Source organism: Actinomadura craniellae (assembly GCF_003289645.1).
In the GTDB taxonomy this organism is placed as follows: Bacteria; Actinomycetota; Actinomycetes; order Streptosporangiales; family Streptosporangiaceae; genus Actinomadura_D; species Actinomadura_D craniellae.
Map to the genome: position 1 here is coordinate 132,872 of NZ_QLYX01000014.1, position 15,687 is coordinate 148,558.

Here is a 15,687-nt window from a genome sequence, read left to right on the forward strand (position 1 = left end):
GTCTTACGGCGTTGGGGGCTGCTGACGGCCCGTACGATAACCGAATGGCGACGACGGACATGGAGCCGCTCACCGACTCGGCGGAGCCCCCGCGCCCGCCCGCGCTGCGCGACCGGCTGGCCCCGCCGATCCCGGGCAGCCGGCTGATCGGCTGGCTGGGCCCGCTCGTCATCGCCGTGTTCGCGGCGGTGCTGCGGTTCACCCGGCTCGACCAGCCCAAGGCCGTGGTCTTCGACGAGACCTACTACGCCAAGGACGCTCTGGCGCTGCTGAAGTTCGGGTACGAGCACAACACCGTCAAGGACGCCGACAAGCTGCTGATCGAGCAGCCGGGGGCGAACATCTGGTCCGAGGGGGCGGCCTTCGTGGCCCACCCGCCGGCCGGCAAGTGGATGATCGCGATCGGTGAGCACCTGTTCGGCGCGACCCCGTTCGGCTGGCGGTTCGTCCCCGCGCTGATCGGCGCGCTGTCGGTGCTGGTGCTGGCCCGGGTGGCCCGCCGGATGACCGGTTCGACGCTGCTGGGCTGCGCGGCCGGGCTGCTGCTGGCGCTGGACGGGTTGCACTTCGTCACCAGCCGCGCCGCGCTCCTCGACATCTTCGTGATGTTCTGGGTGTTGTGCGGGTTCGCGTGCCTGGTCGCCGACCGCGACCGGGCCCGGCGCACCCTGGCCGGGAAGGTGGAGGCGGGGGGCGGTACGGCCGGGTTCGGGCCGTTCGTCATGCACTGGTGGCGGCTGGCGGCCGGGGTCTGCCTGGGCCTGGCCTGTGCCACGAAGTGGACCGGCATCTTCTACATCGCCGCGTTCGGCCTGATGGTCGTGCTCTGGGACATGGGGGCGCGGCGCGCCGCGGGGGTGCGGCGCCCGTACACCGGGGCGCTGGTCCTGGAGGCCGTCCCGGCGTTCTTCTCGCTGGTGGGGGTGGCCCTCGTCACCTACCTGGCCACCTGGTCGGGCTGGATCTTCGCGGCCGGCGGCTGGGGGCGCGGCAAGGTCGCCGGGTTCGTCCTGGCCCGGCCGTTCGAGGCGCTGCCCGACCTGTGGAACTACCACCTGGAGATGTGGAACTTCCACACCCACCTGGACGCCACCCACCCGTACCAGTCGTGGCCGTGGAACTGGCCGATCCTGTTCCGTCCGGTGGTGTTCTTCTACCAGGAGCCCAAGGGCACGTGCGGCGCCGAGCGCTGCTCCCAGGAGATCCTGGGCATCGGCACCGTGGCGATCTGGTGGGCGTCGCTGGCGGCCCTGGCCGCGATGGTGCTCGTCTGGCTGATCCGGCGCGACTGGCGGGCCGGGGCGGTCGTGCTGGGCTACCTGGCGGGCTGGCTGCCCTGGTTCCCCTCGGCGCTCGCCGACCGCACGATGTTCCTGTTCTACGCCACCCCGCTGCTGCCCTTCATGATCCTCGCGATCGTGCTGGCACTCGGCATGATCATCGGCCCGGAGCGCGAGCCCGGCCCGCGGCGGGTGGTGGGCGCGGCCGTCGCCGGGGGCTTCGTGCTCGTGGTGCTGGCCAACTTCGCCTACATCTATCCGGTGCTGTCCGCCCACACGCTCGCCTACGACGACTGGCTGTCCCGGATGTGGTTCAAGACCTGGATCTGATCGGGTGCGGGGCGGAGCGGGCGGCGGCCCAGCATGATCACCGCCCAGGCGAGCAGCCCCCCGGCCCCGGCGCCGGCGAAGGCGCCCGGTACCCCGGCCAGTTCCTGCGCGACCCCGGCCAGCGCCGAGCCCAGCGCGGCGCCGGCGCCGATCGCGGCGACCACCCAGGCGAACGCCTCGGTCACCGTGCCGCGCGGGGCGAGCCGGTCGATCAGGTTGAAGGCGCAGGCCAGCACGGGCGCGAGGAAGATCCCGCTGGCGAACGCCAGCACCAGCATGACCGGCGGCGCGGGCGCCCACACCAGCGGCAGGTAGCCCGCGGCGAGCCCGGCCAGCAGCCAGGGCAGCCGCCGGTGGTCGGGGCCGGTCCAGGTCCGGGCGCCGTACCAGAGCCCGCCGGCCAGCGCGCCCGCCGACATCGCCGCCAGCAGCATCCCGGACGCCGCCGCCGACCCCTGCCGCTCGGCGTAGGCGACCACGGCGACGCTGTAGACGCCCAGCGCGATGCCCGCGCAGCCCAGCGACGTCAGCAGCACCCGCAGCCCGGGTGAGCGCAGCGGGCCCGCCCAGTCGGCGGCCCGGGGTTCCCCGCGCCAGCGCCGGGACGGGCCGGAGGTGGTCACCACCAGCGTGCCCGCGACGCCGAGCGCCCCGGACAGCAGCAGGGCGGTCTCCGGGGAGAGCGCCGCGGCGGCCACCACGATCAGCGGGCCGACGGTGAACAGCACCTCCTGGGACGCGGCGTCGAGGGCGTACGCCGCGCGCACCTGCTCCTGGGTGGGCAGCACGGCCGTCCAGAGCGCGCGCAGCCCGGCTTCCAGCGGCGGGGTGGCGAAGCCGGCCACCACCACGGCGGCGATCGCCACCGGCAGCGGGCTGATGCCGATCAGGGCGAGCAGCCCGAATCCGGCGGCGGCCGCCCAGGCGGCGGGGACCAGCACCTGGGGCTGGCCGAGGCGGTCCATCACCCGGCCCAGCACCGGCTGGCCGGCGGCGGTGGCCAGGCCGTAGACGGCGGCGAGGGTGCCCGCCAGCGGGTAGCTGCCGCCCTGGGCGCGGACGTGCAGCACGATCGCCAGCGCCCCCATGCCGTTGGGCAGCCGGCCCAGGAGGGTGCCGCCGAGCAGGCGTGCGGCGTGCGGGGTCCGCAGGAAGACAACGTAGGTACGCATTCGGCTCCGCGCTTTCGGACCCGGCGAGGGGGGGTCATACGTATTACTGGTCCCGTCATACGTATCACTTCGGACGCCTTCCCCTCTACTCTGTTTTGCGTCACCGAGGAGGGAGCGTGTCCATCCGCCCGACCAGCAGGGACGTCGCGCAGGCCGCTGGGGTCTCCCAGTCCACGGTCTCGCTGGTGCTGGCCGGGAAGTGGACCGGGCGGGTCTCCCCCGCCACCGCCGAGGCGGTGCGCGCGGCGGCCGAGCAACTGGGCTACCGGCCCAACCTCGCCGCCCGCAACCTGCGCCTGGGCTCCACCCGCACGGTGCTGCTGGTCGTCCCCACCCTGTCGAGCCCCTTCTTCGGCGCGGTCTACACCGGCGCCGCCCGGGTCGCCGCCGCGCACGGCTTCGGCATCGTGGTCTACCCCTGGCCGGACGGCGTCGGCCCCGCCGACAGCCCGTTCGCCGCGCCGCACGACGCGATCGACGGCGTCCTCGCCTCGTCCATGGCCGTTGAGTCGCTCGGCGAGTTCGCGGGAACACCCGCGGTGATGCTCGACAGCGACCCCGCCGGCGGCGCCCCCACGGTCAACTTCGACGTGGCGGGCGGGATGCGCGCGCTGGTCGGCCACCTCGCCGGGCTGGGCCACCGCCGGTTCGGGCACCTGGCGGCGGCGGTGGACGAGTGGACCTTCCGCGACCGCGGCGCGGCGCTGGCCGAGGCGGTGGCGGCCCTGCCGGACGGCCGGCTGGTCCGGGCCGAGACCGCGATCGACGTGCCCGCCGCCCGGGTGGCCGCGCGGGACCTGCTGGCCGGCGCCCGGCCGACCGCCCTGCTCTGCGACGACGACCAGATCGCCGCGGGCGCGTACAAGGCGGCGCGCGGGCTCGGGCTGGAGGTGCCGGGGGACCTGTCGGTGACCGGGTTCGACGACGTCCTGCTGGCCGAGGCGCTGGAACCGGAGCTGACCACGGTGCGGCTGCCCGCCGAGGCGCTGGGCGCGCACGGGATGACCGCGCTGCTGGACCTGCTCGGCGGCGGGCGTCCCCGGTCCCGGTCCCTGGCCGGGGAGCTGATGGCCCGCGGCTCCACCGCCCCGCCCGCCGGAGCGGCGCCGTGAGACGGCCATCCAGCGCCGTCGACCTGACCGCGCACCCCGAGGGCCGGATCGGCACCGCGCCGCCGCGCACCCGGATGTGGCGCGACGGCGCGCTGGTGGCCGAGGGCTTCCCGGTGGCCGAGGTGAGCGACCGGCTGGCCGAGCCCGGCACCACGGTCTGGCTCGACCTGTGCGGGCCGGAGCGGTCCGAGCTGGACGTGATCTCCGCCGAGCTGGGCCTGCACGGCCTGGCGGTGGAGGACGCGGTCAGCCGGCACGAGCGGGCCAGGCTCGACCGCTACCCCGAGTACCTGTTCCTCAACGTCTACTCCACCGAGGGGGAGGGCGACGGCCAGGCGCTGCGCGAGGTGTCGGCGTTCGTCACGCCCCGGGCGCTGGTGACCGTCCGGCAGGGTGTGGGGTTCGACGTGGACGCGCTGGTCGGGCACTGGGATGCGCACCCCGACCTGGCCCGGTACGGCGTCTCCTACCTGCTGCACGGCCTGCTGGACCTGGTCGTCGACCGGCATGTCGCCGCGATCCAGGCGCTCGACGACGAGTCCGAGGCGCTGGAGGACCTGCTGTTCTCCGCGGACTCGGGGGCGTCGATGCGCGAGTTGCAGCGGCGCAGCTTCGAGCTGCGCAAGAACCTGGTGCGGGTGCGCAAGGCGGTGCTGCCGATGCGCGACATCGTCGTCACCCTGCTCCGCCGCGACGTGCACGCGGTGGAGGAGCCGATGCTGCCGTACTTCCAGGACGTCTACGACCACGCGCTGCACGCCATCGAGCGCACCGACAGCCTGCGCGACATGATCGCCAACCTGCTGGAGACCCGGATCTCCTTGCAGGACACCCAGCGCAACGAGGTGATGAAGAAGGTCACCAGCTGGGCCGGGATCATCGCGGTGCCCACCGCCATCACCGGCTTCTACGGCCAGAACGTGCCCTATCCCGGCAGGGACCAGTACTGGGGCTTCCTCACCGGCACGGCGATCATGGTGGCGAGCAGCCTCGTGCTGTACGTGATCTTCAAACTACGCGACTGGTTGTGAAACGACCAATACCTGACTTACGCCTGATATTTTCGCGAAACACGTGGAACATACGCTCGCATGATGGCTGAGCGTCCCGAGTCCGTGGCCGTAGGCGTCGAGGAAGAGTTCCACACCGTGGATCTGGAGTCCAGGCGGCTGCTGCCCCGGGCCGACAGCCTGCTCCAGCAGCTCCCGGCCGAGCGGTTCGGCGCGGAACTGCAACGCTCCGTGGTGGAGACCAACAGCCGCCCCTTCGTCCGGCTCGCCGACCTCGCCGAGGACCTGGCGGCGCTGCGGCGCGGCGTGGTCGCCGCGGCCGAGCCGCTGGGCCTGGGCATCGTCGCCGCCGGGACGGTGCCGGTCGCCGACATCGAGGCGCTCAAGGTCACCCCCGACCCGCGGTACGAGAACATGCTGGACGAGTACCAGGTGCTGGCCCGCGAGCAGCTGATCTGCGGCGCCCAGGTACACGTCGACGTGGGCGACCGCGACCTGGCGGTGGCGGTGGCGCACCGAATCGCGCCCTGGGTCCCCGCCATGCTGGCGCTGTCCACCAGCTCCCCGTACTGGCTCGGCAACGACACCGGCTACGCCAGCTACCGCACCCTGCTCTGGCAGCGCTGGCCCACCACCGGCCCGGTCGGCGAGTTCGCGTCCGCCCACGAGTACGACCGGACCATCGCCGACCTGGTCCGCTCGGGAGTGATCAGCGACCAGGGCATGATCTACTTCGATGTCCGGCCGTCCGCGCACCTGCCCACGGTCGAGCTGCGGATCTGCGACGCCTGCCCGCTGGTGGAGGACGTGGTGCTGCTCGCCGGGCTGTTCCGCGCCCTCGTCCTGGTGGAGCTGGACGCCATCACCGCGGGCAAACCCCCGCTGCCCGTCCGGCCCGAGCTGATCCGCGCGGCGACCTGGCGGGCCGCCCGCTCGGGGCTGTCCGGCGAACTCGTCGACCCGGCCGCCGGGACGCCCGTGCCCGCCCGCGCCTTCGTCGAACGGCTGCTGGCGGAGCTGCGCCCCACCCTGGAGAGCACCGGCGACTGGGAGCTGGTCGACGAGCTGGGCCGGGCCGCGCTGGCCCGCGGCGACTCGGCGGCCCGGCAGCGGGCGGCGTTCCTGCGCGGCGGGCCGGAGGAGGTCGTCGACCTGCTGGTGGCCGAGACCCGCGCCAACACCGAGTGGATCCCCGGGGCGGGCCCCGACCGCACCGAGGTCGTCGCCATGCTGGCGGGCTACGACGCCGCCAAGGACGAGGCGATCGTCTTCGACGGCAGCGCCCGCAACCCCTACGGCCCGCTGCTGACCGCGCTCGACCGGATCGGCATCGAGGGGCTGCGCGAACGCGAGCGGCAGCGCGACGAGGTGCAACGCCGGCTGGGCATGACCTTCCACGTGGACGGCGAGGACCAGGACCGGCTGTTCCCGGTGGACATCATCCCCCGCATCGTCGCCGCCGAGGACTGGTCGCACCTGTCGGCCGGGCTGGCGCAGCGGGTGCGCGCGCTGGAAGCCTTCCTGCACGACGCCTACGGCCCCCGGCTGGCGGTGCGCGACGGCGTGCTGCCCGGCTGGGCGATCGACGAGTCCCCCGGAATGCGTCCCGAGGGCCGGCTGGTGCCCGCCGCCGCGGTGCGGTGCGCGGTCGCCGGGATCGACCTGGTCCGCGACGACGCCGGGCGCTGGGCGGTGCTGGAGGACAACCTGCGGATCCCCTCCGGGCTGGGCTACGCGCTGGCCAACCGCTGGCTGGCCGCCCGGATCCTGCCCGAACCGGCCGGCGCCCTGCCCACCCCCACCCCCGCCCGGGCGATGAACGCGCTGCGCCGGGCGCTGACCCGGGCCTCGTCCGCGCTGGCCGTGGTGACCTCCGGCCCGTCCGACCCGGCCCACTACGAGCACCGGCTGCTGGCCCGCGAGCTGGGCGTGCCGCTGGTCGAACCCGCCGACCTGCGGGTGATCCGCGAGGGGGTGTTCGCCGCGGGCGAGCGCGTCGAGGTGCTGTACCGGCGGATCGAGGAGGAGGACCTGCTGGCGATGGACGGGATGCCGGAGGCGGTCTTCCGCGGCCGGGTGACCCTGGCCAACGCCCCCGGCAACGGGGTCGGCGACGACAAGGCGCTGTACTCCTACGTCCCCGCGCTGATCCGGTACTACCTGGACGAGGAACCGCTGATCGAGAACGTGCCGACGTACCTGTGCCGCGACCCGGAACGGCTGGCGGAGGTGCTCGACCGGCTCGATGAGCTCGTCGTCAAGCCCGTGGACGGCTACGGCGGGATCGGCGTGGTCATCGGGCCGGACGCCTCCCCCGCCGAGCTGGCCGAGGTCAAGGAGCTCATCCGGGCCGAGCCCGCCCGCTGGGTCGCGCAGGAGACCGTGCGGCTGTCCACGCACCCCACGTTCGTGGACGGCCGGCTGGAACCCCGCGCGGTGGACCTGCGGGCCTTCGTCTGCGGCGGCCCCGAACCGGAGGTGGTGCCGCTCGCGCTGACCCGGGTGGCGCCGGCCGGCAGCAGGATCGTGAACTCCTCCCGCGGAGGAGGTTCCAAGGACACCTGGCTGATGCAGTGACCCCACCCCGTCGCGAGGAGAGGAACCACATGAACGCTCGGAGCCGCCGATGTGCGGGCTGACCGGGGAACTCAGGCTGGACGGCGCGCTCGCCGACGTGGCCGCCGTGGCCCGGATGACCGACCCGATGGCGCCCCGGGGCCCGGACGGCTCGGGCGTCTGGGCGTACGGGCCGGTGGCGCTCGGCCACCGCCGGCTGAAGATCATCGACCTGTCCGACCGGGCCGCCCAGCCGATGGCCGACAGCGAACTCGGCCTGGTCGGGGTGTTCAACGGCTGCCTGTACAACTACCGGGAGCTGCGCGAGACGCTGCGGGCCGAGGGCTACCGCTTCTTCTCCACCTCCGACACCGAGGTACTGATCAAGGCGTACCACCGGTGGGGCGCCCGCTGCGTCGAGCACTTCCTCGGCATGTTCGCGTTCGCCGTGTACGAGCGCGACTCCGGGACACTGGTGCTGGGCCGCGACCGGCTCGGCATCAAACCGCTCTACCTCGCCCGCGCCGGCGCCCGGCTGCGGTTCGCCTCCACCCTGCCCGCGCTGCTGGCCGGCGGCGGGATCGACACCGGCCTGGACCTGGTCGCGCTGCACCACTACATGACCTTCCACTCGGTGGTCCCGGCGCCCCGCACGATCCTGGCCGGGGTGCGGAAGCTGCCGCCGGCGACCGTCCGCACGATCAGGCCGGACGGCACCGAAGAGGACACCCTCTACTGGACGCCGGACTGCACCCGGCGGATGGACCGCGACGACTGGACCGAGGCGGTCCTGGCCGGGCTGCGCACCGCCGTGGACCGGCGGATGGTCGCGGACGTGCCGGTCGGGGTGCTGCTGTCGGGCGGGCTCGACTCCAGCTTCATCGTGGCGCTGCTCGCCGAGGCCGGGCAGCGCGACCTCACCACCTTCAGCATCGGGTTCGCCGCGGCGGGCGGCGAGTCCGGCGACGAGTTCGGCTACTCCGACCTGGTCGCGCAGCGGTTCGGCACCGTCCACCACAAGATCCCGATCGACGACGCGCGGCTGCTGCCCGCGCTGACCGGGGCGGTCGGCGCGATGAGCGAGCCGATGGTCAGCCACGACGCGGTCGCGTTCTACCTGCTGTCGCAGGAGGTGTCCAAGCACGTCAAGGTGGTGCAGTCCGGGCAGGGCGCCGACGAGGTCTTCGCCGGCTACGACTGGTACCCGCCGCTGGCCGGCGTGCCCCGGGAAAAGGCGGCGGACGCCTACGCCCGGGTGTTCTTCGACCGGCCGCACACCGGGCTCGCGAAGATCCTGAACCCGGAGTACCTGCTGCCGGACGACGTGAGCGGCGAGTTCGTCCAGCGGCACTTCGCCGCGCCCGGGGCCGAGACCGCACTGGACGCGGCACTGCGGCTGGACACCACGATCATGCTGGTGGACGACCCGGTCAAGCGCGTCGACAACATGACCATGGCCTGGGGGCTGGAGGCCCGCACCCCGTTCCTGGACCACGAACTGGTCGAGCTGGCCGCGGCCTGCCCGCCGGAGCTCAAGCTGGCGGCGGGCGGCAAGGGCGTGCTGAAGGAGGCGGCCCGCAAACTCGTCCCCGACGAGGTCATCGACCGCACCAAGGGGTACTTCCCGGTGCCGGCCATCCGCCACCTGTCCGGGCCCTACCTGGACCTGGTGCGGGACGCGCTGTCCGCGCCCGCCGCGCGGGACCGGGCACTGTTCCGGCCCGAGTACGTTGAACTCCTGCTGGCCGCGCCCACCGAGCACCGCACCACGCTCGGGGCCAGCGCGCTGTGGCAGCTCGCCCTGCTGGAACTGTGGTTGCAGAGCCACGGCGTGTGACGGAGAGACCCCCGCTGTCCGCCTCGAAGGGAGATCGCCCCCGATGTGCCGCCATTTCTCCTGGATCGGAACTCCCGCCTCGCTGCACCGGCTGTTCTTCGAACCGGGCTACGGGCTGCCGCACCAGGCCCGCGTGCCGCGCTGGCAGCAGGTCGGCCTGGTCAACAAGGACGGGTTCGGCGCCGGCTGGTACACCGGTGACGTCCCCGAGGTGTACCGCACCGCCGTCCCGATCTGGGACGACACCGCGTTCCCCGCGCTCGCCCAGGGCGTTTCGGCGGGCTGCGTGCTGGGAGCCGTCCGGGCCGCCAGCCCCGGAATGCCGATCGAGGCGACCGCCAACGCGCCGTTCACCGACGGCCGGCACCTGCTCAGCCTGAACGGGCACCTCAACACCGGGACGGTCGGCCCGCTGCTGGACCCCGGCCGGGTACCGGAGTCCACCTGCGACTCGGCGCTGCTGGCCCAGCTGCTCTGGCAGCGGCTGGAGCAGGGGCTGCCGCTGGCCGAGGCGGTGGAGGGCCTGCTGAACGACATCGTGATCCTCGACCCGAACGCGTGCCTCAACATGCTGGCCACCGACGGCACGCAGGTCGTGGCGACCACCTGGGCCGAGACCCTGTGCTACCGGGCCGAGGCCGGCGGCGTGCTGGTGGCCAGCGAACCGCACGACGACGCCGGCGACTGGACCACCGTCCCCGACCGCTCCCTGCTGGTCGCCGACGCGCTGGGCGCCGTGGTCCGCCCGCTGCGCGCCGAACCCGACCGCGTCCTGGCCGACGACGCCCCCGTCCCGCTGGTCTGATCGGGGCGGCACGGCCGCCGTTCAGCCGGCTCCCGACCGGCTGGACGGCGGCCATGGCATACTGCCCGGCAAAATATGGATCCCGAGCATCCGAGATTCATCCGGCCCGCCATTTCGCTCGAATCACTCCTGACCGCCGAGCGAACTCGGCCTACCGGATGAATGGAGCGGGAAGTGCACGACAAACACCTACGATCGCGTTTCCGGCAGGGGTGGCTGGTGGCGTTACTGATCGCCGCAACCGTGGCCGGCATGACCGGCCCCGCGTCCGCGTCCGGGTTCCGTGACTTCGACGCCGTCACCACCGTGAACGAGCGGAACGTGTGGAAGCACATGGCGCTGATCGGTGACCAGTACGCGATCTACAACGACTTCGGCCTCATCGAGGGGCCGAGGTCGATCAGGCAGAAATGGCCTTTCCTGCCCGAGCAGTTCACCCACGACGTCGACTCGGCCGGGATCTCGTTCAGTGGCCCCGGCTTCCGCTGGCGGCACACCTGGACCAAGGACAACCAGGCGATCATCTTCGAGGACAGCGGCATCGTCTCCGGGCCCTTCCCGATCCCCAGCGCCTACGACGGTCTCAGCGACCTCAACGTCGTGACCGGCGAATCCACCGCCCAGATCCGCCGTCTGGCGGTGCGGGGCGGGCAGTTCACCATCTTCTTCGACCGGGACTTCCGGGTCCCCGACTCGCCGCTCTCCGCCCAGACGTTCCTCCCCGCACGCTTCCAGAGCGATCTCGACGACGTCTCGGTGGAACTGGAATCCAACTCGACCGTGACCAAGACCAGCTACTACAAGGGCAACGAACGCATCATCTTCAACGGGCAGGGCAGGATCCTGGAACTGGTGACCCTCGACGTCAAGTGGCCGTTCCTGAACAACTGGCGGGCCATCCCCTGACCGGCCCGTGAGGCCGACGCGAAAACTCTCCTCATGGGTGGCGCCGGCCTCGCCTTTCACAGCGGAACACAATGAAGCCGCCCGGGCCATATGGCCCGGGCGGGCGCCGTTCAGGTGGGCAGGCGGCGGCGCCAGTCCATGAGGACGGTGATGCGTTGGGCGGAGGAGCCGTTCCACTCCGTGCGCAGGCCCTCGGTGTGCAGGGCGGCCACCACGCGGGCGCCCACCGCGGTCGCCCCGTCCTCGTCCTGGGCGGAGGCGAACACGCCGTAGGCCAGGAGCAGCGTGCCGCCGGCCGCCGCGCCCTCGGTGTCCTGCTGGTGGAAGTACGTGTAGCCGTCCATGACGGCGCCTTCGGGGACCTGGCCGCCGATCTCCGCCAGGCCGCAGGTCTGGCAGCAGGTGAAGTTCTCCTCGGCCACGATCCCGGACTCCCGGAGCCGGGCGAAGGCGCGGGCCAGGCGGTCGTTGTCGGTGGTCTCGGGCCAGGTGCGCTGCTCTTCGAGCCGGACCTGCCACAGGCGTTCGACGATCCGCTCGATGCCGTCCTCGCCGTACTCGACGTCGGAGTCCTCCACGATGTCCACCAGGTCGTCGACGATCTCGTCGCCGTCGAGGTATCCGGTCGCCAGCAGCAGGGTGGCCTGCGCTTCGAGGACGGTCTCGGCGGCGATCGTCGCGATCTCCTCCTCGGTCACGTCCAGGTCGTGTTCCTCGGCGTGGTCGCTCAGCTCGTCGATCAGGAAGTCGATGTCGTCGTGCTCCTCGTCCAGGCTCGTGGCGTGGGCGCGGAGCAGCGCCGCGGAGGTACCGGCCTTACGGGGCATGTGCGCTCGCCTTCCTCGCGGGACGCCGGGCCGGCTCCGGCCCGACTGGTCGTTCTACCGTGTCGGCCGGTATTTGTCGTGTTCCCTACCCGAATCGGTTCCCCCGGGGCGCGGGCGCTCCGGGGGAACCGGTGGGGCGGGCGGGTCAGCGCGGGCGGTTGTAGACCCGGCGGGCCCACAGGTAGCCGGCCAGGGTGATGCCGAGGCACCAGGCGACGGCGATGATCCCGTCGTTGCCGATCGGGCCGCCGGTGAGCAGGCCGCGCAGCGTGTTGATCATCGGTGCGAAGGGCTGGTACTCGGCGAACCAGCGGACGGCCGTGGGCATCGAGGACGTGGGCACGAAGGTGCTGCTGAGGATGGGCAGCAACTGGAAGGGCAGGACCACGTTGCTGGCGGCCTCGGGGTTCTTGGAGATCACGCCGAGGGCGACCGACACCCAGGTGATGGCCAGGGTCAGCAGGACCATGAGGCCACCGGCCGCCGCCCACTCCAGCGGCCCCGCGGCAGGCCGGAAGCCGATGAGCAGGGCGACACCGATGACGATCAGCAGGTTGAGCACCGCCTGGACGACGCTGCCCAGGACGTGTCCGGTCAGCAGCGCGGAGGGGGAGATCGCCATGGTGCGGAACCGGTCGACGATGCCCGCGGTGATGTCCGAGCAGATCGCGATGGCCGTCCCCACGGCCCCCGCCCCCGCGGTCATCAGGAGGATCCCCGGGACCACGTAGTCGACGTAACCGACGCCCTCGGGCAGGCCGGCGCCGAGTTCGCCGCCGAAGACGTAGACGAACAGCAGCAGGAAGATGATCGGCATGCCGGACGTCGAGAGGGTCAGCGAGGGGTAGCGCAGCGCGTGCCGCAGGTTGCGCCGCAGCATGGTCGCGGAGTCGGTGACGGCGTACGAGAGGGCGGTCATCGGCCGGTTCCCTTCGGGGCGGGGCCGGTGAGGGCCAGGAAGACGTCGTCGAGGTCGGGGGTGTGGATCTCCAGCCCCTCGGGCCGCAGGGCGGCGCCGTCGAGCCGGTCGAGCAGGGCGCGCAGAGCCGGGATGTCGCCGTCGCCGGGGACACGGAGGGTGCCGGACTCCTCGTCGCGGGCCGCGTCGGCGAACAGGCCGGCGGCCCGGTCGAACTCGGCGGGGTCGGCGAAACGCAGCCGGATGTGGCCGCCGGGGACGCGGCGCTTGAGCTCCGCGGCGCTGCCCTGGGCGACCAGCCGGCCGTGGTCCAGGACGGCGATCTGGTCGGCGAGCTCGTCGGCCTCCTCCAGGTACTGGGTGGTGAGGAACACGGTGACGCCGCCCGCGACGAGCTCACGGATGATCTCCCACATGGTGCGGCGGCTGCGCGGGTCCAGACCGGTGGTCGGCTCGTCCAGGAAGATGACGCGCGGCTCGCCGACCAGGGTCATGGCCAGGTCCAGGCGGCGGCGCATGCCGCCGGAGTAGGTCGCGGCCAGCTTGCCGGCCGCCTCCTCCAGGTCGAACCGGGCCAGCAGGGCGTCCGCGCGGCGCCGGCCCTCGACCTTGCCGAGCCGGTGCAGGTCGGCCATGAGGATGAGGTTCTCGCGGCCGGTGAGCTTGTCGTCCACGGCGGAGAACTGGCCGGTGACACCGATCGCGGCGCGCACGCCGTCGGGGTTCTCGGCCAGGTCGTGGCCGGCGATCCGGGCCTGGCCGGCGTCGGCGGCGGTGAGGGTGGTCAGGATGCGGACGGCGGTGGTCTTGCCGGCGCCGTTGGGGCCCAGCAGGGCGAAGATCGTCCCTTCCGGGACGTACAGGTCGATGCCGTTCAGGACGAGCTTGTCGCCGTAGGACTTGCGCAGTCCGGTGGCCTTGATCGCTGCGACCATGGTCCTTCCTTTCGTGGTGCAGGGTCGTGACGGGGGTCGGGGCGGCCCATGCGGCCGGAAAAGGGCATGGCTGATGGCGGCCCGACAGATAGGGGACTGAGAAGAGCTTTTAAGCGGACTCGGCCCGTACGCTCGGCTTACGGGCCTGGGCCGCGCCTCGAAGCGAGGTCAGGAGCCTCGCGATACCGGCACCGGCCGCTGCCTCCGTGGTCCTTCAGCTTTCGGGGTGCTGGAGCACCCTGGATGCTGAAGGATCAGCCGGGCCAGGGCCTTGGCTTGCTGATCCTTCAGCTTTCAAGGCGCCATGGCGCACCGAAAGCTGAAGGATCACGGCCGGATGGAGCAGGCCGCTCAGGGGACGGTGTTCTCCGGGCTCGCCGTCCGGGCTCGGCCGGCGGGGTTCCGCCGGGACCGGAGCGGTGCCGGTCCGGCGGAAGGTGCTGTCGCTGGTGCGCGGGGTCAGTGGCGGCTCACTCGTGCGGGACCGGGGTGGAACGGCTGATCACGATGTCGCCGATGCCGGTGCGGGCGCGCACCTCGACGGTCTGCTCGTCCGGGGCGGGCGGGCCGGAGGCGTCCAGCTGGTTGTGCACGCGGCCGGCGGTGGAGCGCACGTCGAGCCAGGCGGCCGCGCCCTCCTGGACGCCGACTTCGAGCTCACCGGCGCCGGACTCCAGCACGACCGAGCCGTGGCGGACCTCCCCGACCCTGATCTTGCCGGCGGCGGTCCTGGCCTGGACGTCGCCGTGGGCCTGGTCGATCACGATGTCACCGCTCGCCGTCTTCACCCGCACGGCGCCGGTGACCTGGCCGAGCCGGTTGTCGCCGCAGGAGTTCTTGACCACCGCCGTGCCGTCGATCTCGCGGAGGTGCACCGCACCGATCCCGGTGGTGGCCTCGGCGTCGCCCGCCACGCGGTTCGCGAGGATGTCACCGGCGCCGGTCTTCAGGCGCGCCCCGCCGGTGTGGTGCAGCCGGATGGAGCCGGCACCGGTGTGGATCTCGCACTCGCCGAGCCGGCCCGTCCCGTGGAAGTCCCCCATGCCCAGCGAGCCGCGCACCCGCGACCCGGCGGGCAGTTCGATCTGCACCTCGAGGGAGGGGGTGTTCTTGTTCGGGCCGAGGACCAGGTAGCCGATCCGTTTCGGGCCCTTGACCAGCAGCGCGCCGTCGGCGTACTCGACCCGGGTCTGCTCGACGGCCTGCACGTCGACGTCCCTGGACCGGTCGCCGGGGCGGACCTCGACGACGGTGTCGGCACGGTCGCCCGCGATGATCCGGACGTCGCCGATGACGATGTCGAGCGTGAGGGAGATCGGGTGGGGGGTGCTGAACGTCGGCATGTCGGTGCCCTCCTGATCGGGCCGGTGGACGATCCCGCCGGGAGCGGGGTGAGAGGTGTTCACGCGGGTCACGGTTACCGCGCCCAGCCGGTGAAGCCCTGCCCGCGCCGGGTCGTGGCGCGGTGCGGGCGCTGGTCGGGGCCGGCCTGGTCCACCGCCTCGGCGACGGTCCGGACGAGCCACGCGTTGACCGAGAGCCCTTCGCGCTCGGCGGCCTGCTCGGCCCGCTCCTTGAGGTGCTCGGGCAGCCGCAGGTTGATGCGCGTCATGGCACCGTCCTTGGCACCAAGTGGCACCACCGGTCTGGCCTCCTCGGCCACCGTGGCACTCCCGGCCGCCGCCTCCGGCTCCCCGGCGACCGGCGAGGTCACCACGAACTCGGGCTCTCCCCGGCGCAGCCGCAGGTCCACCGAGCCGGGGGCGAGCTCACGAGTGATCTCCTCCGCCGCGACCGACAGCGCCTCCAGCAACACCAGCCGGACGGCCGAGTCCAGCGGCGCGGTGAGCCGCTCAGCGAGCTCCCGGGCCTCGCTCCCCCCGGCCTCGGCGGCGACCGCCAGCTCGCGGCGAAGCCTGTCTACATGACTCTCCAGGTACATGACACCAATATGGCACACACTTGGCACCACAACAACCCCTGAATGGCGCCATCACG

Annotated in this window: 13 protein-coding genes; 7 read left to right on the plus strand and 6 right to left on the minus strand. The window is 72.7% G+C overall.

The features are described from left to right. Positions 1-44: 44 nt before the first annotated feature. Positions 45-1,610 (plus strand): dolichyl-phosphate-mannose--protein mannosyltransferase, encoded by a 1,566-nt coding sequence (locus DPM19_RS26305; RefSeq protein WP_111870723.1) that lies wholly within the window; start codon positions 45-47, stop codon positions 1,608-1,610. Here DPM19_RS26305 and DPM19_RS26310 read toward each other — a convergent pair. Continuing rightward, the gene (locus DPM19_RS26310) at positions 1,565-2,782 is read right to left on the minus strand and encodes an MFS transporter (RefSeq protein WP_111870724.1); all 1,218 of its coding nucleotides are present in this window, start codon (positions 2,780-2,782) and stop codon (positions 1,565-1,567) included. The two genes, DPM19_RS26305 and DPM19_RS26310, sit on opposite strands and share 46 nt — an antisense overlap. Positions 2,783-2,898: 116 nt before the next feature. Between DPM19_RS26310 and DPM19_RS26315 the strand changes: the two genes are divergently transcribed. The 6 genes from DPM19_RS26315 (at position 2,899) to DPM19_RS26340 (ending at position 11,008) form a co-directional block, all read left to right on the plus strand. Beyond that, positions 2,899-3,894, plus strand: coding sequence for a LacI family DNA-binding transcriptional regulator (locus DPM19_RS26315; RefSeq protein ID WP_199485291.1), 996 nt, complete (start codon positions 2,899-2,901; stop codon positions 3,892-3,894). Beyond that, entirely contained in the window at positions 3,891-4,925 is a 1,035-nt protein-coding gene (locus DPM19_RS26320; RefSeq protein WP_233510762.1) for a magnesium transporter CorA family protein, read from the plus strand. The genes DPM19_RS26315 and DPM19_RS26320 overlap by 4 nt, the downstream gene beginning before the upstream one ends. Before the next feature lie 63 nt (positions 4,926-4,988). Next, complete coding sequence (locus tag DPM19_RS26325; protein ID WP_111870800.1) at positions 4,989-7,481, plus strand: carboxylate--amine ligase/circularly permuted type 2 ATP-grasp protein; 2,493 nt, start codon at positions 4,989-4,991, stop codon at positions 7,479-7,481. Between the two features lie 49 nt (positions 7,482-7,530). After that, entirely contained in the window at positions 7,531-9,297 is a 1,767-nt protein-coding gene (locus DPM19_RS26330) for an N-acetylglutaminylglutamine amidotransferase (RefSeq protein WP_111870726.1), read from the plus strand. Positions 9,298-9,340: 43 nt separating this feature from the next. Beyond that, the gene (locus tag DPM19_RS26335; RefSeq protein WP_111870727.1) at positions 9,341-10,102 is read left to right on the plus strand and encodes a class II glutamine amidotransferase domain-containing protein; all 762 of its coding nucleotides are present in this window, start codon (positions 9,341-9,343) and stop codon (positions 10,100-10,102) included. A gap of 174 nt (positions 10,103-10,276) precedes the next feature. After that, the gene (locus DPM19_RS26340; RefSeq protein WP_111870728.1) at positions 10,277-11,008 is read left to right on the plus strand and encodes a hypothetical protein; all 732 of its coding nucleotides are present in this window, start codon (positions 10,277-10,279) and stop codon (positions 11,006-11,008) included. Between the two features lie 110 nt (positions 11,009-11,118). Here DPM19_RS26340 and DPM19_RS26345 read toward each other — a convergent pair whose 3' ends face one another. The 5 genes from DPM19_RS26345 to DPM19_RS26365 form a co-directional block, all read right to left on the minus strand. Further along, positions 11,119-11,835, minus strand: a complete 717-nt coding sequence (locus DPM19_RS26345) for a DUF6891 domain-containing protein (protein WP_111870729.1) — start codon at positions 11,833-11,835, stop codon at positions 11,119-11,121. 145 nt (positions 11,836-11,980) lie between these two features. Continuing rightward, positions 11,981-12,754, minus strand: coding sequence for an ABC transporter permease (locus tag DPM19_RS26350; protein WP_111870730.1), 774 nt, complete (start codon positions 12,752-12,754; stop codon positions 11,981-11,983). After that, positions 12,751-13,689 carry an ATP-binding cassette domain-containing protein gene (locus DPM19_RS26355; protein ID WP_111870731.1) on the minus strand — a complete coding sequence of 313 codons (939 nt, stop codon included), beginning with the start codon at positions 13,687-13,689 and terminating at the stop codon, positions 12,751-12,753. Before DPM19_RS26355 ends, DPM19_RS26350 begins: the two co-directional genes overlap by 4 nt. 470 nt (positions 13,690-14,159) lie before the next feature. After that, positions 14,160-15,095, minus strand: a complete 936-nt coding sequence (locus DPM19_RS26360) for a DUF4097 family beta strand repeat-containing protein (RefSeq protein WP_233510763.1) — start codon at positions 15,093-15,095, stop codon at positions 14,160-14,162. 11 nt (positions 15,096-15,106) lie between these two features. After that, positions 15,107-15,631, minus strand: a complete 525-nt coding sequence (locus DPM19_RS26365) for a toxin-antitoxin system HicB family antitoxin (RefSeq protein WP_111870732.1) — start codon at positions 15,629-15,631, stop codon at positions 15,107-15,109. Between the last annotated feature and the right edge of the window lie 56 nt (positions 15,632-15,687).

What these genes read in the sequence shown, in the direction of transcription:
- DPM19_RS26305 (WP_111870723.1), top strand. Translation starts at nt 45, where the DNA reads ATGGCGACGACGGACATGGAGCCGCTCACCGACTCGGCGGAGCCCCCG.
- DPM19_RS26310 (WP_111870724.1), bottom strand. Translation starts at nt 2,782, where the DNA reads ATGCGTACCTACGTTGTCTTCCTGCGGACCCCGCACGCCGCACGCCTG.
- DPM19_RS26325 (WP_111870800.1), top strand. Translation starts at nt 4,989, where the DNA reads ATGGCTGAGCGTCCCGAGTCCGTGGCCGTAGGCGTCGAGGAAGAGTTC.
- DPM19_RS26330 (WP_111870726.1), top strand. Translation starts at nt 7,531, where the DNA reads ATGTGCGGGCTGACCGGGGAACTCAGGCTGGACGGCGCGCTCGCCGAC.
- DPM19_RS26335 (WP_111870727.1), top strand. Translation starts at nt 9,341, where the DNA reads ATGTGCCGCCATTTCTCCTGGATCGGAACTCCCGCCTCGCTGCACCGG.
- DPM19_RS26345 (WP_111870729.1), bottom strand. Translation starts at nt 11,835, where the DNA reads ATGCCCCGTAAGGCCGGTACCTCCGCGGCGCTGCTCCGCGCCCACGCC.
- DPM19_RS26350 (WP_111870730.1), bottom strand. Translation starts at nt 12,754, where the DNA reads ATGACCGCCCTCTCGTACGCCGTCACCGACTCCGCGACCATGCTGCGG.
- DPM19_RS26355 (WP_111870731.1), bottom strand. Translation starts at nt 13,689, where the DNA reads ATGGTCGCAGCGATCAAGGCCACCGGACTGCGCAAGTCCTACGGCGAC.
- DPM19_RS26365 (WP_111870732.1), bottom strand. Translation starts at nt 15,631, where the DNA reads ATGTACCTGGAGAGTCATGTAGACAGGCTTCGCCGCGAGCTGGCGGTC.